Raw genomic sequence first — 19,408 nt, forward strand, 5'->3', positions numbered from 1 at the left:
TTTCACAATTAGTAAACTGTTATGTTTATAAAAAACCTATAGGGGAATGAAGACTTTTATTATAAGGAGCATACCTATAATTGAGAGCACAGCATTTAATAAGTTATTATCTGTACGAACTAACTTTAAACCAATACTTTTATTTGATAGAGGCCAAAATAGATATACTCCCATTTTTGTAAGCATATCAAGAATTAAATGAAGCCCATATGAAATTACTGCTGAAAGGTATATAAGTATTTCCGATTCTGATGTTAGCTGGTAATCAATCAGATAATTGTAGCTTAAAACTACTGCTATAGCAGGAATCAGTAAGAGTGCAAATATATTGTGGAATAATTTTCTATGATTATTTTTTAAGTCTAGGTCGGGGAATATTGAAAAAATCACAATGAACAATATTGAAATTTGGGAAATTTGACCAAAAAGGGAAATGATATATAGCGATAGACCTGTTCCAAAAAGAAGATGAGTCTTTTTTTGCATAGCATTAACCTTTTATCATTTCAAGCTCATCTTTAATTCTTTCGAACTCTTCTCTTTTATCCTTTCCTGAGGAGATCCATTGGGATGAAATCTCCAGATCTTTCCCTATCTTTTTCCCAGAATGTTCATCTATCTTAACTAAAGCAGGGATCTTAGTAAACTCTCCTAGCAATACAGCTTCTCCGGTTCTTAAACCTGGAAGCAACTCTAAAAGCTCACTACTCATTTGTTCGGTAGCTCTTTGAATATACTGAAGATCATTTGGCTCAATAATCTTCAAAATGATTCTGTTATTGGTTTGGCTTAATGAGTTCTCATCTATATTTTTAGGCCTTTGGCTAACCAAACATATTCCCACGCCGAACTTTCTCCCCTCTCTAGCTATCTTTCCTATAATATCTTTAGTTAGCGTCTCCTCATCTTTGGGAACTAAAATATGCGCTTCTTCAACTATTATAAGTATCGGCGAGGGATAACCTTCTCTCCTAGTAGTAACATATTTTTTCCTTTCTTCCAAAAGCCTTCTTGTATAATAAGATACAATAACATCGCTTCCGTTTTCATCTACTCCAGAAAGATCCACAATGTTTAGCTCATTCGGTTTGATTGCAATTTTTACCTCTTCCGGAGCATCTGGTGTTAATACAGCCGAATAGTTTGATTCTAAGTCTTCTAACTTGTTTATAACATTTAATATTTCATCATCCTTAAACCCACCTAAGATTCCTTTGTCCGCTGTTGTATTATTTTTCTTTTTTAGCTTCTTTTCTAATTCGCTTTTTAAAACCTCAAGGATCTTGTTCAAAAACTCTCTTTTATATTCTATTGTATTAGGATCGCTTGGTTTATAATTATCTTTTATGTACTTATATACCCTTCTCAGAATGCTCTGTTGTTTTATAGCATCGTCCCTTATTCTAGCTAACCTGAAAAGCTCAAATATAGATAATGAAAATGGGTTGATTTTCGGAGGGACAATATTCTGTTTGTCTTTACATATATCAGATGATGCGTATTCTCCATGGATATCAAATATTAGCACAGTCCCATTTAGTCCACAAGTAATTCTCTCAGTGAGTATACTAACGCTATTTGATTTTCCCGCGCCCGTAACAGCCAAAATTGCAAGGTGTCTAGATACTATAGGATCAACTTTTACAAAAACAGGGACATTTGGATGGTTAGAAAGAACGCCAATTCTTACGTATCCTATTTTCCTATAAGGATCATAGCAATAATCATCATAGCAATTATCAACATTAGGAGAAAAGATCTTTGTCAGGATTTTATCCGATGCTCTATAAACTGGATATGAAGATTTTGGGGGGGTTTTTGGGGCTTCAGAGATCCCCCTTTCAAGCAACGGTTTAAGTTTGGTAATTATCTTAACCGAACCTCTCGAATATTCTCTAACAGATATAGCTTCCATGTAATTTTTGAAAACATTTATATTTGTTATATCTTCAGGTACGTATGGATTCCCCGCGTAAGACCTGTCCACCATTCCAAGCAGATAATCTTCATCATGCTTTATAAAAACATACTCACCTACTCTTGGTGGGGAATTTGAGAGAAAGGTGATCCTAAATGGAGTGCTTTCTCCAATCACATATCCGAGGATTTCCTGACTTTCTATATCTATTTCGATTTCTTCTTTACTCATATCTTACCACTCTTTTTATTCAATTGAATGAAAATCATAAAATTTCAATCTCTTCCCTACCGGTAGGCTCTTCGCCCAACCCCAAAGCATCAACTATGACTTCGACAGTATTTAAATATATATGAGCTTCTTGATGCGCAAGCGACAGAACATAAGGATAACCGCTTACCGATATACTGCTTATCTGCAGTAGCTTTTCATAATAAAACTTATTCGGATCACTTATGGATTCAGCTTTAAATTTCGGCAATAGCAACTCAACCTTTAGCACCGGGCCGAAGTTCTCAAGTCTTGCATATCCTGTAAGCAAATATACTTCATCCATCAAATCGCTTACTCCGCAGAAAGAGGTCTTCGATTCTTCAACTACCTTGCTTAACGGCAAAGGACTTCTGGTTATGAATCCCGCGACCTTCGTTTTCATAGAAATAATATATTGATCTGAAAGACTGGAGTTGAAAAAGTCATTACTTCTTCCTGTTTTAGTAACAAAAAATAACTCTTTGCCTTTTGTTATTTCCTTTAAAATTTCAGAAATATAGTAAAACTTTTCGCCGAGCTCCAATTTAAAAGCTAATTCATTTAAATCGCTTTTCTTTTCCTTTTCATATATTTCTTCTATTAAGGATTTAATTCCCATGCTTGTAAATTCATCATTAAAGCTTTTATTGACAATTTTACCTATGTCTTCGCAACTATATTCGCTCAAGCCGTTAAGAATTCTAGGTCTTATATGAGTTGGCCTTGAAATTAGAGATTCTGCACTCCCATCTTCAAGAGTAAAGTAATTATTTTTAAGAGAATCTAGTATTGCTCTAAGCTCCGTTACCTGCCTATAAACTGTAATCCTATCTTGCAAGCTTCCTGGAGGTATTAACATATCAATGTCGGCAATTTTATATGTAGACCCTCTAACATATTCGTTCTTTTCCTCATTAAGATGAAGCCTTATAGCGTATGTTTTGATAAAATAAAGATCAAAGCCGAGAAAAGATTTTGGAAGCGAGCCTCCGTCAATTCCTGCGATTTTTGTTGGTCTGTATAAGTCTTCTCGCTTGGTATTTGAAAAGTCCTGAACTTCGTTGAATTGCTTAATGATATCTTTATCATACATGTCTATAAATTTCTTCAATTTGCTGATAATTAAATCTCTCTTACGTATAGCTGCTTCAAATAAATCCTCATGAAATGCCATTACTCTAACACCTCACTAACAAAGGATCCTTTTCCAGGTATTTTTTTGACTTCATATATTGCATCACCTGCTTCCTTTAGTTGTTCGTCATGGGTTACTATTATAAGCTGAGGAACTCCCTCTCCTCTTTCACCTAAAGTCCTAAAGACTTCAACAAGGTCTCTCACCCTTTCATCATCTAAATGTGTTGTAGGCTCATCTAAAATAAGAAAGTCGAATACTTCTTCTCCAGCTATCATCTTCTGAATGACTTTTTGCATTGCTAGAACAAAAGCTATAGCAACAGCAACACTCTCTCCGCCGCTCGCCTGAGAAAGAAGAACACTTCTTGCGCTGTTTTTATCAATTAGCTCTATATTCAGGTTTTCATCTATATCAACTTCTGTATACGTTAAATCGAGCTTACTTAAAGTATTGGACATTTCGTTGCTTAAAATGGCAATCGCTTCATTCCTGAGCCACTTTGGTATATTTTCCTTATCATATAGCTCTCTAACTTTAAGCAACACATTTAACTTATATATTGCATCATCTATTTGCCTCAATCCACTTTCGTAGCTCTTTATTTTTTCTTCATATTCAGCTAACTCTTTTTTCAACGTATCTATACTTATTACTAGCTCTCCGTTCTCCCTTTGCTTATTCTGTATATCTTTTTCAACTGCATCGATCTCGCTTCTAACTTTTTTAAGTTCTTCTTCCACACTTCTTAGGCTCTCGATTTTTTTATCAAGCTCTTCTATTTCCAACTTAAGGGAATTAAACTCATTTTTAATGTTTTCCATATCCTTTTTCTTTGAATCTAGCAAACTCTCTGAGTTACTAATTTCTTGAAGTATTTTTTTATACTTGTTATATGCTTCAATGCTAATCTCAATATTGCCATCATTTGTCTTAGAAAGATATTCTTCTCCTAACTTTTCATATTCTTTTACAATTTTTTCTAATAACTCTATGTTTTCTGCACTGATTTGCTCAAATTCTAGCATCTTGCCTATGCTGATAAGATTCCTCTTGCAACTTTCAGAATTTCTATAAGCGTTTTCTATTTTTTTCATTATTTCTAAAGTTGACTCATTTTCTGAAATTTTTCTCTCAATTTCTTCAATTTCGCTATTAATTTTTTCTATATCTTCTTCTTTTAAGACATCTGCTTCATGTTGCAAAAAGCTGAGATATTTCATAAGAGGGCTATTTTTGCTTTCATATGCTTTTTCGTATGTTGACTTTAAATCTTTCAGCTCATTTTCAAGTCGCTTTTTTTCATTTATATTGTTATTTATAGCTTCTTCAAATTTATGTATCAGCTCAACCTTGTGTTCCTCATTCAGCTCTCTGCCACATAAGGGACATCTCCCTTCAGCTCTTTTTATTTCATTTATATATTCTTTGAACGTTTTTAATGAACTTTCAATGAAGCTAATCTTTCTTTGCAGGTCTTCAATTTTAGCTTTAAACTGGTCTTTCAGTTCTACAATCTTCGTTTCTAAATCTTTGCCCTTTAGCGTATCAGCTTCATTAGAATCTAACATATTTAAATATTTTTTAGCTTCGTTTTCATATTTCTCCAAGTCAGCTTTTATTTTCTCTATTTGTTCTCTTTTGCTCACTAGCATAGCTCTATTTCGTTCAAGCTCTTTCTCTTCCCTTTCTAACTGTTTTATATTTTCCTGTACTGACTTCAAATCGTTTAACGAAGCTGAATAATCTTTGTAGTTATTATATATTTCCTTTATATATTCCAAACAGTTTTTTGCCTCGTTATACAAAAGCAGATATCTGATTGCCTGAACCTTATTTATTATATCATCTTTCTTGGAGGTTTTTTCTTCAAGCTCTTTCAGACGAGCCTCGTTTTCCTCTAATTTGTTTTTTAAAAGTTTAAACCTTGCCTCCTTTTCATCACGTTTGCTTCTTGCCTGCTCTAACTCTTTTGACTTCGATAGTAAATTTTCCATCGTAGCATTAAGTTCCTTTTCTTTTTCCTCCATCATCTTTAATTCTCTTTCAACTATAGCTCTTTCTTTCTCAAGACTCTCCAGCTCAACTTTTTTCTTTTCATAATCATTTTTTAACTCACTGAGCTTTTTCCCCAATAGTTTTTTACTTCCGCATAAATTTGAAAGACTGTTATCATTTACTTTGTATGTAAAGCTACTTATAAGATCACTAATGTTTTCTAGCCTTATGCTAAATTCGCCCAGCTTTTTATTTGCTTTTTCAAAGGAAGATAAACCAAGCGGGATGTCTATAAAGTCCAACTTTGAAGCAGAATTTGACTGAAGGGCATTTGCCCTATTTATTAGCTCTCCTTGTCCTATTATAGAAAGTCTTATTATGCTCTTAAAGAAATCCTTTTCTTTTGAGTTCTCATCGGAAAGTAGTAGCTCTCTGATTTTCTCGTTTACTCCATTTGCGCCTCTTGCTATTAATTTAAATCTTTTTTCCTCATCACAGCAGTAGCATATCCTGAGCTCATCCTCAGCCTCTCCTGTTTCCTTTCTTCTCCTCAGTATTTTTATTACAGTATTATCCCGGTCCTTCAGCTCTAGCTCAACTTCAAAATATTTCTTTTTACTGTCCTTTGTTCTAGCCTGCTCTATAGTACCTCTAAGAAGCTCACCTGTTAGCGCAAAATGTATCGCTTCTACTATACTTGATTTTCCTGCTCCGTTCTCTCCAACAAGCACAGTAATGCCTTTACCAAAATTTAAAGTAGTCCTCTCACTGTAATTACGAAAGTTTTCTAATGTAACAGAAGATAAAATCAGTCCGCTAAGCTTAGGCTCCATTATCTTACCTCACATAGCTGAGTAAACCGTTCTTATTTTCTCCCTCTTGCTTTGTCAAAAATTGAGAAACACCTTCAATGCACGGGGAGCCAGAAATCTTCTTTATAGTTGGATTTTGAAATAATGAATTTAATATTTCATTGCATTCTTTTTCAAAATCTTTGCTCTCAATAGCACATTCTTTTAGCTCTAGTAGCAATAAAGCTAAATTTTTATCTCCTAACCTGCTTGTTATAATATCAACAGATTCACTTTCTTTCCTCACTCTTTCATTATTTAAAAATAAGTCTTTTGCTTCTTTTTCTCTAATTTCTATCTCCAGTTCGTATACCTTTTCTTTATTTATACTTGAACGAATCGCGATTCTAGCCTCTCTTTTCTTTCCTCTATCTACCTTCAGCTCTATTTTAATATATGGACTTTTGCTAAAATTTCCACTAAGGTATCTTTTTACTTCTTCTATCAATAGCTTTACATCCTCTCCTCTGAAAAGCTCCATAGGTCTTATATTTAAGTTCACTTTTTGAACGTTCGGCACATCTTCCGAGAAATCCACTATGTAAAATCCCTTGCCATTTTTCTTCCAGTCATTTATCTCATTTACATTAAGTATCTCTATACTACTAGGGTAAGCTAATATTCCTCTCTTTACTTTCTCTATTATCCTAAAATGAAGGTGACCTAGAGCATAATAATTGATATAATCTGGAAGCTCGGAGAGGGAATAGCCTTCTTCAAAAGGGAAAAGCTCAGAAATTGGAAAGTGACCTATTAAAATACTTTTTCCGCCATTTTCCTTTGCATTTTTTTCAATTTTCTTAAATATATTGAGATAATCTTCTCTTCTTCTAACAGCTTTTGGCACAAATGGAAACGAATATAAAAATATCTTTTCTCCGCTTTCTTCTATTATGTAAGCGGGATTTCCATCTAAGTTAATTTCTAAGTTTAAAAAACTGCCGCCGATGTAGGTGGAAATTGTATCAAGTGGATTTCCTTTTTTAGATGCCTTGGGGGTATCATGATCCCCTCTTACAGCAAAAACTCTTCCTCCTGAATCATAAAAATCTTTCATTATTTCATGAAATCTTTTTAATATAATGTTTTCAGGTCTATCTCGGTCGAAAACATCTCCGGCAATAATGAGAAATTTTAAATGCTCTTTTTTTAGTATATCTATCATTTCTCTTAAAGAACTTTCAATGTCTTCTGCTCTTCTAGCATGCCCAAAGTGAAGATCTGCAGCATGTGCTATTAAAACCATGAAATTCACCGCCCAATAATATAAAAACATAAAATATTTTATGTGAAAATCACAATTTTAAAAGTGATTTCAATATTCTGGATAGTCATCGGGAACTCTTGCTCTAAAATATATTTTAGTCTCCGGATTTTGAAATAAGCCCATCTTTATTCCTCTTTTTTTATTAGGAGATAACTTCCACACTTTTATTGGTACTAATTCATATTCTTTACCAGTGATACGATCTTTAACTTTAACAGGTCTTTTTTCCATAATAATCACTCTAAATTTTAGCTTTTACATTTATTAAATAAATAAAAAATCGTAGATTTTAACTTTTCCAATTGAAAAGTAAGCATCATTTTTAAGCATAAAAAATGAGTAAGGTTTCATCGAAAAATTTTACCAATTTGCGACAAATACTGAAAAACTTTATGACTGATGATTTATTATTTTATAAAAAATAAATGTCAGGTTGCGAACAATAATGAAAAAGTCTTTAGTAGCAATATTATTAACAGTTTTCTTTTTGAACTTAGCTTTTTATATATGCACAAACAGTGAAGACAGTCCCTCAGCTATACCTTCTACGATACAATATAATATATACATATTTCCAAATGCTTCTAGCTTTAATACTGGTAATTATTCTGCTGAACTTTCAATTTTTATCTCTTTAGAAAAAATTGGAGACAATATTTCAATAACTTCGCTTTCCTTTGAAAATGAAACATTAAAAAGCTATTTGTGTATCGATAATGATACTATAGAAGATATGATTATTTCCCCATCCATAGGACATTTTTATGTCCCCCCTTATTTATTAAACCAATTTAGCTATGAAAGAAGCGGTTCATACAATGGTTGGAAGTTTAACTTTATTGATGAAGAACCTTTTTATATTTCAAATAATGAATTTGTAGATGGATATAGATTTTTACTAAATTTTGGTGAAGGTTCAAAAAGCATAATATATGATAAATACACGGGAATCCTCCTTTCAGAAAGTTTCTATGTTGAAGAAGTAAATTGCAACAGTTACTACTTCCTTGTGGATATTGCCAGCTTTAGTAATCCAAGCTTAATCAATTACACGCAAATTTCTGATGAAAATGAAAGGATATTTCAAGGCATTTCAATTTTAATAATTTGTTTGGCAGGAATATCTTTGTACAAGAGAAAAGATATCATGTTTTCAGTTTAACAAAAAATATAAGATGTTTCTATTTATAAGATATTTAGAATGTGGAGAGTTTAGAAAAATATAAAAACTTTTGAAATATATTTCATAATTAATACAAATTTAAGGAGGATTGACTGGATACACGAACAATGACAGGAAAATTTGGAATATTTTGTTTAAATTCAAAGACGTAAGAGAAGCTGAAAAAGCAGAAGCTGTAGTATCAATTATTATAAATGTTGCATTATGGGTGATAAGGCTAATAGCAGGAATCTTGTTGAACAGTATTGCATTGATCACAGATGCGTGGCATGGACTTAGCGATGCATTGACTTCGCTTGGAGTTTTGATTTTTTCAAAAATAGCATCAAAGCCTCCTGACAAAGAACATCCTTTCGGACACGGTAGAGCAGCTGACTTAGGCTCATTTCTTATAGGAATAATGCTTTTTATAATTGGTTTCTATTTTTTATATGACGGTATTCAGGGACTGATGACTGAAAGAGAAATTGTATATTCATATCTTGGCCTAAGTCTAATTGTTACGGTAATAACGATATTTATAAAGATTTTCAACTACCTCTATGCACAGAAGCTTGGCAAAGATTATAATTCGAACCTTTGCAAAACCGATGCTCTTCATTACAAGCTAGACGCCCTCGTAACAGCTGTAGTAGTTGTAGGCTTAAGCATGTACTATTTCTTCAATATTCCCAAGATGGATTCGATACTCACTATTTTTGTCTCATTATTGATTATTTACGAAGGAGGGGAAACTGTTTATGGAATTGCAAATATTCTTATGGACAAAAACTTTGAAGATATTTCAGAAGAAATAAAGAGCATTTTAAAAGAATTTAAAGATATTGAGAAAATAAGTGATATTAGAGTGAGGAGCATCGGTAGCTACTATTACGTAGAGTTGAACATTAGCTTAAAAAAGGACATGAAGCTATCACGTGCTCATGAAATAAGCGATAAAGTTGAAGATGAGCTGAAAAAGAGAATCCCACAGATTTTAGAAGTACATATTCATGAAGAACCTTTGTGAGTTTCTTCGATCTAAATTACATGATTTTTCATTTTTCGAAACTACACTGTCAGACCTGCGCGGGTCTATCATCGCCGAAGCTCATGCCTTTCGAGCCACATCATCCAGATAAAAATATTTTAAAATATAATAAAAAAGCTATTGATGATTTTGATTTAAATAGAAGAAAAGATATTTATAAATAACGCCTATGGCTAAAATAAAAAAAGAGGTTAAACAAATGTCGCAATTGTCATCTATAGAGGAAAAATTCGCTCTATTACTTGTTGATTATTGCATAGGCGTTAAGAGGCTAAGCGAAATACAGGTTTCCGGCACAATAAATGCGATGCCGTTAATAAATGAGCTTTTTAAAAAAATTGTTGACAGAGGGGGATACCCGAGGATAGTAATTACAAACGAAGAACTTTCAGAGTATTTCTACAGATATGCAAGCAAAGAGCTTTTAGAATATGTCTCACCAATTGATAAATATGTTATGGAAAATATCAACGGACTTATCAGAATTCTCGCCCCATCTCATTCTAAGCATCTCATAGGAGTTGACCCGGAGAGGATAAAAATTGCAACGCTCGCTGGGAAGGTAATCTCCGACATAATGCTCAAAAGAGACGCAATGGGAACATTGAAGTGGACGATTACAGTATATCCTACAAATGCAATGGCTCAAGAAGCTGGCTTTTCTCCAATTGAATGGAAAAACTTTGTATACTCTGCCCTTAAGTTATACTCTTCTGATCCTATAGAAGAGTGGAAGAAGCAAGCATTAATGCAGGAAAAAATTACAAAACTATTAAACAAAGTTGATGAGCTTCTTGTTCTTTCAGATGATACTGAGCTTTTTATGAAGTTTGCAGGAAGGACATGGATTAGCGATGATGGAAAAAACAACATGCCGGGTGGCGAAGTATTTAGCGCTCCTATAGAAGATTCAATAGAAGGGTATATAACATTCACTTATCCTGCGATCTGGAGAGGAGTTGAAGTTGAAAACGTAAAATTGAAATTCAAGTCTGGAACTGTAATTGAGGCGAATGCCAGTAAAGGAGAGGATTTTCTGAAAAAGATGATTTCAACCGACGAGGGATCGAAGAGAGTAGGAGAGTTTGCGTTTGGACTCAACTACGATATAACGAGGTTTACAAAGGAAATATTATTCGATGAGAAGATTGGAGGAACGATACACATGGCTCTCGGTGCAGCTTATCTCCAGACTGGAGGTAAGAACACTTCATCTATCCATTGGGACATAGTAAAGGATATGAGAAAAGGCATAATAAAAGCGGACAAAGAAAAGATTTATGAAAATGGAAGATTTATTGAGTCAGTAATTTAAAGCAACAATTAAGATTTGTAAAAGTATGGAATATTTTTAACCTATATTTTTTAATTAATTTTAGATGATTGCCTTGTTGAAAGGATTGAAAACTATATGTCCATCTAATAACGAAGAATACGATGGAATTGTGTTATCAGATAGTAGATGCGATTCTCCTTTAATGATTGAAATTGGGGGTGCCGAATGGAAGGTTCTTCACGATGTTCCAAGCATATGGAGATATAGCAATCTCATGCCTAAATTTAGTGAAACTGTCACTAGAGGGGAAGGTTTTACACCGCTTAGAAGGTGGTCAGAAAAAGATATCTACTTAAAGCTAGAAGGATTCAATCCTACTGGAACTTATATGGATCGAGGGTCATCTGTATTGGCCAGCTTTTTCAAAACTTATAAGCCAAACGATTCTGCTATTATAAGATACTCTAAAGATTTTGCTATATCTGCTGCAACTTATCTAACACCTTCTCACAGAACAAAAGTAGTTATCGAAGACCCTCTTAAAGCAGATCCTGAAGAGCTTACATCGCTAGTGTATTTAAATGCAGAACTGTGCACAGAAAGATACAGAGAGGCTATAAGCTATGACAATCCGCTAACCATTGAAGGGCTGAAAACAATCATTTTTGAAATAGTAGAAAGGGGGATAACCGAGGGAAAAATTCTCGTGCCAAGTGAATCGGGAGTCCTTGCTTTATCTATATGGAAAGGGATAAAGGATTTAGAGAAAGCAAACTTTGAAACGAATTTTAAGATCATTGCAGCAGTCCTTGAAGATAACTATCCTTCCTATCTAAAAAATATTGAAGGAATTCAAATTGAAAAGATCAAACTAAATGAGCTTATAGACAATTTTATTGAACTCACCAGAAAAGGAGTAAAAGTAAAGTTAGTATCTGCACTAGGCGTAGCTTTAGCTATGAAGCTTGGAGAAGGTATAGTAATAGTAACAGGAGAGTCTAAAGGAGTAAACCTGAGAGGTTCCCAAAGCTTTTGGAATGATATTAAAAAAGATATAGCAAAAGCTTTGGAAGGTAAAAAAGGGATGACCGCTTATGAGATCTGGAGGGAGCTTAAGGAAAAATACACTCTTCGTGGGATCTATAAAGCTTTAAAAAGTTTAGAAGCTGAAGGAATTGTTATTTCGTTTTTTGAAATGAGAAAAAATAAAAAAGTCAGGAAATATTCGTTGTTTCCTTCATAATCATAATAAAAATTTTTCATCAAATAAATCAGTGCTAAGTAATATTGATAATGTACAAATAAAGAAATCAATAGCTTTCTAATAAAAAGCGGTTATATTTTTCGTCAAACATTTATAGCTTACTTTATAAAATGGTATATATAAAGCAGAGAATTTAAAGCTATAAGGCTAAAACTATGGAAGAAAATGAAATAAAAATAAAATTCGAACCGATTCTCATATTCAGAGGAGAAAGCATTCTTGATAGTAACGGAGCAGATATACTCAAAGCTATCGAAAGAGAAGAATCTATGATCTCTGTATCAAAAAAACTCGGTATCCCATACTCTAGAGTCTGGGAGCTTATAGTTAGAATAGAGAGAGTAACTGGTAAAAAAGTAGTAATAACCCAAAAAGGAGGGAAAAGAGGAGGGAAAACAAAGCTAACAGATTTCGGAAAGAAGCTTGTTTCTATGTACGAGAGTGCTCTTGCATATATCAACAAAAATATAGGACCTTTATCCCAATATAATTCAATATCTATAAATTCTCAGCTAACTATGGCAAGAAGTAGCGACTATATAATGGACATTGTAGTTAATAATGCCATTAAAAAAGGTTGTAAAATAGATGATCTGATAATAGGATCTGGTCTCTCCCTTGCAATGCTTGCATTAGAAAAAGCTGATATCGCATGCATGCATCTCTATGATCCCATTACCGATGATTACAACAAGTCTTTCATTGAAAGATTCTGGTTAAAAGATAGAGTAGAAAAAATAATTTCATTTAAGAGAGAGCTGGTTTTTGCATATAGACGTGACCTTCCTCATATGGAACTCAAAGACATAATACATAAGTTACTAAATGGAGAATTAAAATTAATTAACAGAAATAGAGGTTCAGGAACGAGAGATCTTCTTGATTTATTACTAAAGGAAGAGGCGAAGCATCTAAACAAGGAAGTTGAGAAAGTTGTAGGTTATGAAAGCGAATATCAAACCGATGATGAAATTATAAAAATGATTTCTAGTGGAAAAGGTGATATAGGTTTAACTTTGAGATATTTAGCAGAAAAGCATAACTTAAAATACACACACGTTAAATGGGAGACATATGAATGCTTTTCTCTGAAAAATATTGCAAATAAAGAAGAAGTTTCGAAACTTAAAGATATATATGAGAATACTGTTAAAAGCTACAAAGACAATATTATAGGGTATATTTTTGAATAATATCGTTTTGTTTAATTAAAAACATTTAAACATTATACAAAAGTATTTTTTTGTTAGTAATCCTTCTATCTGAAGAGAAAATATTTTGCTATGTAATTATATGTAATTACTTGAAAAATACCAGCATTATTATAAAAAGTATATATTTAAAAATGAAAAAAGTTTTAATTCCTATTAATAAAAAATAATTTTTTGCTCTTAAGCGGGCCCGTCGTCTAGCTGGTTAGGACGCCGCCCTTACAAGGCGGAGGTCCTGGGTTCGACTCCCAGCGGGCCCACTTCTCCTCTATATTATCGTGGGAAGCTATATAGAGGGGCTTCTTCCTCTCATTGCCAAGATAAATTCCTTAATATGCAGATAGTATTTGCCCTTAACTTTTTGTGCGAGATAAAACGAGCTATTACCTATTGAGTTATTACCCTCGCATGGATTTATGCGGGATCTTGAGTATATAAATATATGATATAATGCTACTATACTGTTTGTTTTTAGCTTTGCTCTCAAGCATTGGGTAATAACAACCCCTTCATCCGATCAAAATTCTCCTGTCATCATCTTCTTCTAATTGCCTATCAACTTCATTTCTTTAAATGCTCTATTGATCTCATTGTAGGCTGTGCGTTCCTCTATACCTTCACTAAGCTCAAATAGCTTCAAAATATTTTTAAAAGATTTAAAATTTAAATATTTCAATCATATGCACGTCTTGTCTTTTCATCGGTTACTACGAGCTTTATCATTTCTTGCCATTCAGGAGAATTCCATGAACCTAGCTTCTGATGAACGGTATAATATTTTTCTGGAATAGGATGTGTTCCTATTACTACTTTCATGTTATACTTTTCTTCGATATACTTTTTAAAATATTGAATATATGGACATGGAGGATAACCTACAACCATCCCAGTAGCAAAATGAATTACTGTTGCTCCATTCTTTTTCATTTCCTCCGGAGCATATTCAATGTTCCCACCTGGACAGCCTCCACAGGTTGTGTACCCCACAACTTCGACTTCTTTGTCCTTGTAAATACTAAATCCTCCTACTCTTTCTCTAAGAGCCCTAAAGCACTTTCCTCCTGCACAGTTTTTATATCTATCACATATTATAATTCCAATCTTGACTTTTTCTTCCATCTATTATCACTAGCAATTTATTGCTTTAAAAAATCTTATTATTAAATTTTATTAATAATTTAGATCATACAAAAATTTTTATATAGTTTTTTCCAAAATTTCAAACACTGTCTTATAAAATGCTAAAAACTAAAAACTTTTATTAATCCTAAGAAAAATTTAATATAAAATAGAGGGCCCGTAGCTCAGCCCGGTCAGAGCGCCCGGCTCATAACCGGGTGGTCGAGGGTTCAAATCCCTCCGGGCCCATTTACCTTTTACTCTTCGATATGAATGCTCAAGCTTTTCTTCAAAAAATGTCTACTTTCCATGTCTATAAGAAAATACTTTGTATCGTCAATAAGCCTTCTCGCAGTATCAACCTTATGCCTTAATCCAGGCACTAGTGCATCAGGATAATCCATATTACTCAGCTGGAAAAATACTTCTTCCATAATTTCAAACAGCTTCCATGCGTTTTCGAAGTCCTCTTTTCTAATCATATCAATAATGACCCTTCTAATCTCACCAATTACATCTCCAAGCCCGAGGAGGTAAGGGACAGGGGATATATTCATTTCTTTATAACTAATAATGTTATTTTCGTTCATAATATGAAAAAGCAGGATGGCTTCGGCATATTCCGTTAACATGTTGTAGGCTATACCAGAGTAATACAGCTCGGGAAAATTCTTGAGTTCCGAAAGAAAAACTTCTACTAGCTCCTTCATTTTGTTTATGTTTTCTTCAGCACCTTTAAAGTCTCCTTTTTCGATTAATACTATAGCATTGCCTGATAATCTTATGACATCTCTTGAAATGACTATTAGCTTCTCCCTTTCCATGTCTCTTTCATCCAAATAGCCTCTTATTTCACTAATTATTTCTTTAAGCTTTTCTTTCAATATTCATTACCTATTCCCTTTTGAATAGGTAGTAGCTTATAAAGCTTGCGAACTGAGCACTTGATATATACATATGCAAAAAAAGAAAATATTATAGATGTGCTTATCTCTATAAAAAACTTTCTACTTTTTAATTATAAAATATGATTTATTACAATATTTCTTCTTATAAGAAGCTATTCTCTTTCAAATTTATCACAAATTTTTGAAAGATTTTTTAATTAACCACATTCTGATTTCTTCTATTTGGGTATAAAAATGTCTCCTAGTGTTCTTTTAGTTAGTGGTAATGAAATTGAAAATCTTATGGACTTGAATCTTGTTTCAAAAGCAATAGAAGATGCCCTCATTAAGTTTTCAAAAAGAGAGACTCTCACACCTGAAAGAACTGTGATGAGGATAAAGGGTAACTGGTGGGCTGTGATGCAGTCTTACATACCTTCGGAAGGCATTGGGGTAAAGGTTGTAAGCCAAATACCTGAAAACTTCTCAAGAGGATTGCCAACTATACAAGCAGTTACACTTTTATTTAATGAAAGCAATGGAGAACTAATTGGAATTTTTGACGGAAATATCTTAACAGCTTTAAGAACGGGTGCGGCAAGCGCTATATCAATAAAATACTTAGCCCCAAAAAACACTGGACCAATAGGGATAATAGGAACCGGATATCAGGCGAAATATCAGCTTAAGTTTTCATCTCTTTTTTACAAAACTAGAGAATTAATGATTTTTGATATAAATAAAAACAGAGAAAATGAATTCAAAACCTGGGCCGAAAGCTTAGGATATGTAGTTAGTTCAGCAAATAGCATAGAAGAGCTTGTAAAATCCTCTAAAGTTGTCATTGAAGCCACAACAACAAAAACTCCTATTATCCTGGGTGAATGGTTAGACGATGATAAACATATAATAAGCATTGGTGCTCATTCATTAGAGGAAAGGGCTTTAGATGATGAAGCTATAAAAAAGATTGGAAAAATTGTCGTTGATTCAAGAAACGCGACCTTAAATGAAGCTGGAGATATTGCCGAACCAGTCAAAAAAGGCATTTTAGATTTTGAAGACATTACTGAAATAGGTGAAATAGCTGCCGGAAAGAAAAAGGGAAGAGAAGGAAATGAGATAACTCTATTCAAATCTGTTGGTTTAGCAGTAGAAGATGTTGCAGTAACACTGCTTGCATACAATATTGCAAAAAGTAAAGGTTTAGGAAAAGAAATAATTTTTTAATCTAATTTCCATGAATCTAAATATTCTTTTTGCTTGGGAGTGAGTTCATCTATTTCTATGCCCATAGATTTAAGCTTTAGCATAGCAATGTTTTGATCTATATCTAGCGGAACCTTGTAAACTTTCGGTTCAAGCCTAGGCTCAGTCCATACCTTCTTTGCAATTAATGCTTGATTTGCAAAGCTCATATCCATTACTTCGCTAGGATGCCCCTCAGCTGCTACTAAATTTAAAAGCCTTCCTTCAGCCAACAGATACAGAACTTTCCCGTTTTTCATCTTATATTCTTTCATATATCTTCTAAGCTCTCTGGATGATATGCTATTTTCTTCTAGATCTTTTACGCTAACTTCCACATTGAAGTGCCCGCTATTTGCCAAGATAGCACCATCTTTCATTTTTTCCATATATTTCCAAGTGATTACATCTTTGTCTCCTGTTGCCGTTATGAACACGTCGCCGATTTTTGCAGCTTCCTCCATTTTCATAACTCTATACCCATCCATTACAGCTTCTAAAGCTTTCACAGGATCTACTTCGGTAATAATTACTTCAGCCCCCATGCCCCTTGCCCTAGTAGCTATTCCCCTTCCAACCCATCCGTACCCTGCAACGACTATCGTTTTTCCAGATATAAGAATGTTCGTAGCTCTAAGCAATCCATCAATTGTGCTTTGACCTGTTCCATATCTGTTATCAAACATCTGCTTTGTCATAGCATCATTTACCGCAAAAACAGGGTAACCTAGCTTCTTTTCTTTCTCTAACGCTCTTAATCTTACGACACCAGTGGTAGTTTCTTCGGCTCCTCCCTTTATCTTATTCAGCATCTCCGGATGTTTCTCATGTAATAAAGAATGCAGATCGGCACCGTCATCAATCACTATATCTGGATGAATGCTCGCAACCTTTTCTATTGCCCAGAAATATTCTTTCTCGCTCTCTCCCTTCTTAGCAAAAACGCATACACCTTCTGTTGCTAAAGCCGCCGCTATATCATCTTGTGTAGATAGCGGATTGCTTGCAGCTAAGTAAACTTCTGCACCCCAGGCTTTAAGCGTTCTCACAAGAACGCCAGTCTCTTTTGTCACATGAAGACATGCAGCAATTTTTGCACCTCTCAAGGGTTTTTCATCGCTGTATTTTTTTCTTAATGACATTAAAACTGGCATATTTCTCTCGGCCCATTCCAGCTGTGCTACGCCTTCTTCTGCTTTATTTATATCTGATACCCAATACTCAGGCATTTACTCCACCTCTTCAGAATTTGTAGAATATAAATAATTAATTTATTTGCTATGCTCAGAATTTTCGACTTCTATTCCCATTTCAATTAAATCTTTCTTCAGCCTTTCTACAACTGCGATATCCGGAACCTCAAAGATTACTTCTACTGAAGCAAAGCCTACGGGGGATCTTAAGCTAAACCTATCATGCTTAACTTCTACGATATTGCACTTGTACTTGTACAATACATTTAATATCTTTGCTAGCTCTCCTGGCTGATCTTTTGTTAATACTTTAAGAACAACTATTCTTCCGATACTAGACAGCCCTTTCATTATTATTCTGTATAGCATTGTCAAGTCAATATTACCACCGCTCACAACGAGCGCAATCTTTTTATTCATATTGTTATAGTAACCTTCAAGCATTGCTGCAAGTGGAAGAGCTCCCGCACCTTCTACCATTATTTTTGATCTTTCAAGCATTAAATATATAGCAGTAGCTATTGAGTTCTCGTCAACAACGACAACATCATCAACCACCTCGCTCATGACCTCAAAAGTCAAATCACCAACACCTTTGGTTACTACTCCATCAGCCAAGCTTGGCAATGGATCGATAGTTTCTATTTTTCCATTCTTTCTAGAAACATAATACTTAGGAGCGTTCTTCGGTTCAACTGCTATAACCTTTGTGCTAGGTTTCAATTTTTTAATTGCCGTTCCTATGCCTGATATTAAGCCTCCTCCCCCAACAGGAACCAAAACCATGTCTATATCGCTAAGTTGACTGGCGATTTCTAAACCTATAGTTCCTTGTCCTCCCATAATTTCAATATCATTAAATGGATGAATAAACACTGACCCTGTTTGCTGAGATATTTCTATTGATTTCTTGTACGCCTCATCATATACTTTGCCGTATAGAACCACTTCTGCACCGTAATTTCTTGTAGCATTCACTTTGAAAGCAGGCGTTATTTCTGGCATAACTATTGTTGACTTTATGCCAAGGCTATTAGAAGCAAATGCTACCCCTTGGGCATGATTGCCGCTAGACGCTGCTATAACGCCTTTTCCCTTTATTTCATCTTTATGCTTAAAAATTTTGTAATAAGCGCCTCTTACCTTAAAAGAACCCGTCTTTTGCATATTTTCAAGCTTAAAATAGAGCTTATTTCCTGTCATTTTTGAGAATGTTGCACTATAGTCAACCGGAGTTTTGTGAATAACACCAGAGAGAACTTTTTCTGCTTCTAAGATGTTTTCCCATACATTATCGACTAATTTTCCCAAAACCTTATCCCTCCATAACAAAATTTTTTTCTTTCATTTCAATTCAAATTTATTTTTACTAAAAAGCTCATTTAGATCATTCACCTTCAATATCCAAAACTTATAGATTTGGCTTTTAAATTGGACCTTTTGTTTTAATTGATATTTGATACTTAAATATATAATTATAAATTATTAAAAATTTCGATATAAAAATATAAAAGGTGGAAAAATGAAAAAAGCTTTTCTCTCTGTAGATCTTGAGGGTTTGCCCTTTATAGTGAAC

16 protein-coding genes and 2 tRNA genes are annotated in these 19,408 nt (G+C 33.9%); 8 read left to right on the plus strand and 10 right to left on the minus strand.

All coding sequences use genetic code 11. From position 1 onward, the window contains the following. Window positions 1-36: 36 nt before the first annotated feature. The 6 genes from ACP5SL_RS02735 to ACP5SL_RS02760 form a co-directional block, all read right to left on the minus strand. Window positions 37-486 carry a metal-dependent hydrolase gene (locus ACP5SL_RS02735; protein ID WP_014557935.1) on the minus strand — a complete coding sequence of 150 codons (450 nt, stop codon included), beginning with the start codon at window positions 484-486 and terminating at the stop codon, window positions 37-39. A gap of 4 nt (window positions 487-490) precedes the next feature. Continuing rightward, window positions 491-2,149 carry a helicase HerA-like domain-containing protein gene (locus ACP5SL_RS02740; RefSeq protein ID WP_014557934.1) on the minus strand — a complete coding sequence of 553 codons (1,659 nt, stop codon included), beginning with the start codon at window positions 2,147-2,149 and terminating at the stop codon, window positions 491-493. Window positions 2,150-2,183: 34 nt separating this feature from the next. Then, window positions 2,184-3,344, minus strand: coding sequence for a DNA double-strand break repair nuclease NurA (locus ACP5SL_RS02745; protein WP_014557933.1), 1,161 nt, complete (start codon window positions 3,342-3,344; stop codon window positions 2,184-2,186). Continuing rightward, window positions 3,344-6,136, minus strand: a complete 2,793-nt coding sequence (locus tag ACP5SL_RS02750) for an AAA family ATPase (protein WP_428228151.1) — start codon at window positions 6,134-6,136, stop codon at window positions 3,344-3,346. Before ACP5SL_RS02750 ends, ACP5SL_RS02745 begins: the two co-directional genes overlap by 1 nt. Before the next feature lie 4 nt (window positions 6,137-6,140). After that, complete coding sequence (locus tag ACP5SL_RS02755; protein ID WP_193803741.1) at window positions 6,141-7,400, minus strand: metallophosphoesterase family protein; 1,260 nt, start codon at window positions 7,398-7,400, stop codon at window positions 6,141-6,143. Between the two features lie 69 nt (window positions 7,401-7,469). Continuing rightward, window positions 7,470-7,652: a chromatin protein Cren7 gene (locus tag ACP5SL_RS02760; RefSeq protein ID WP_014557930.1), complete on the minus strand. Its 183-nt coding sequence runs from the start codon at window positions 7,650-7,652 to the stop codon at window positions 7,470-7,472. Between the two features lie 214 nt (window positions 7,653-7,866). Here ACP5SL_RS02760 and ACP5SL_RS02765 point away from each other — a divergent pair, with 214 nt between their 5' ends. The 6 genes from ACP5SL_RS02765 to ACP5SL_RS02790 all read left to right on the plus strand — a co-directional run bounded on the left by ACP5SL_RS02765 (window position 7,867) and on the right by ACP5SL_RS02790 (window position 13,645). Then, complete coding sequence (locus ACP5SL_RS02765; protein ID WP_428228152.1) at window positions 7,867-8,583, plus strand: hypothetical protein; 717 nt, start codon at window positions 7,867-7,869, stop codon at window positions 8,581-8,583. Between the two features lie 109 nt (window positions 8,584-8,692). Next, window positions 8,693-9,613, plus strand: coding sequence for a cation diffusion facilitator family transporter (locus tag ACP5SL_RS02770; protein ID WP_428228153.1), 921 nt, complete (start codon window positions 8,693-8,695; stop codon window positions 9,611-9,613). A 220-nt stretch (window positions 9,614-9,833) separates the two neighbouring features. Further along, window positions 9,834-10,949: an aminopeptidase gene (locus ACP5SL_RS02775; RefSeq protein WP_428228154.1), complete on the plus strand. Its 1,116-nt coding sequence runs from the start codon at window positions 9,834-9,836 to the stop codon at window positions 10,947-10,949. A 76-nt stretch (window positions 10,950-11,025) separates the two neighbouring features. Then, on the plus strand, window positions 11,026-12,153 hold the full coding sequence (locus ACP5SL_RS02780) for a pyridoxal-phosphate dependent enzyme (RefSeq protein ID WP_428228155.1): 1,128 nt from the start codon (window positions 11,026-11,028) through the stop codon (window positions 12,151-12,153). 176 nt (window positions 12,154-12,329) lie between these two features. Continuing rightward, on the plus strand, window positions 12,330-13,367 hold the full coding sequence (locus tag ACP5SL_RS02785) for a substrate-binding domain-containing protein (RefSeq protein WP_428228156.1): 1,038 nt from the start codon (window positions 12,330-12,332) through the stop codon (window positions 13,365-13,367). 204 nt (window positions 13,368-13,571) lie between these two features. Continuing rightward, a tRNA-Val gene (locus tag ACP5SL_RS02790) sits at window positions 13,572-13,645 on the plus strand. Window positions 13,646-14,057: 412 nt separating this feature from the next. On the opposite strand, the gene ACP5SL_RS02795 is transcribed toward ACP5SL_RS02790, so the two are convergent. After that, window positions 14,058-14,504 (minus strand): CGGC domain-containing protein, encoded by a 447-nt coding sequence (locus ACP5SL_RS02795; protein ID WP_014557922.1) that lies wholly within the window; start codon window positions 14,502-14,504, stop codon window positions 14,058-14,060. Between the two features lie 174 nt (window positions 14,505-14,678). Here ACP5SL_RS02795 and ACP5SL_RS02800 point away from each other — a divergent pair. Beyond that, window positions 14,679-14,753 (plus strand) — tRNA-Ile (locus ACP5SL_RS02800). 8 nt (window positions 14,754-14,761) lie between these two features. On the opposite strand, the gene ACP5SL_RS02805 is transcribed toward ACP5SL_RS02800, so the two are convergent. Then, window positions 14,762-15,388, minus strand: a complete 627-nt coding sequence (locus ACP5SL_RS02805) for a translin family, DNA-binding protein (protein ID WP_014557921.1) — start codon at window positions 15,386-15,388, stop codon at window positions 14,762-14,764. 258 nt (window positions 15,389-15,646) lie between these two features. Here ACP5SL_RS02805 and ACP5SL_RS02810 point away from each other — a divergent pair, with 258 nt between their 5' ends. Continuing rightward, window positions 15,647-16,621, plus strand: a complete 975-nt coding sequence (locus tag ACP5SL_RS02810; RefSeq protein ID WP_428228157.1) for an ornithine cyclodeaminase family protein — start codon at window positions 15,647-15,649, stop codon at window positions 16,619-16,621. Here the strand turns inward: ACP5SL_RS02810 and ahcY are convergent. Further along, window positions 16,618-17,868 (minus strand): adenosylhomocysteinase, encoded by a 1,251-nt coding sequence (gene ahcY, locus ACP5SL_RS02815; protein WP_428228158.1) that lies wholly within the window; start codon window positions 17,866-17,868, stop codon window positions 16,618-16,620. The genes ACP5SL_RS02810 and ahcY overlap by 4 nt on opposite strands. A gap of 42 nt (window positions 17,869-17,910) precedes the next feature. Beyond that, window positions 17,911-19,143 carry a threonine ammonia-lyase gene (gene ilvA, locus ACP5SL_RS02820; RefSeq protein WP_428228159.1) on the minus strand — a complete coding sequence of 411 codons (1,233 nt, stop codon included), beginning with the start codon at window positions 19,141-19,143 and terminating at the stop codon, window positions 17,911-17,913. Window positions 19,144-19,408 lie beyond the last annotated feature (265 nt).

The organism is Fervidicoccus sp. (genome assembly GCF_049967375.1).
Lineage (GTDB): Archaea > Thermoproteota > Thermoprotei_A > Sulfolobales > Fervidicoccaceae > Fervidicoccus > Fervidicoccus fontis.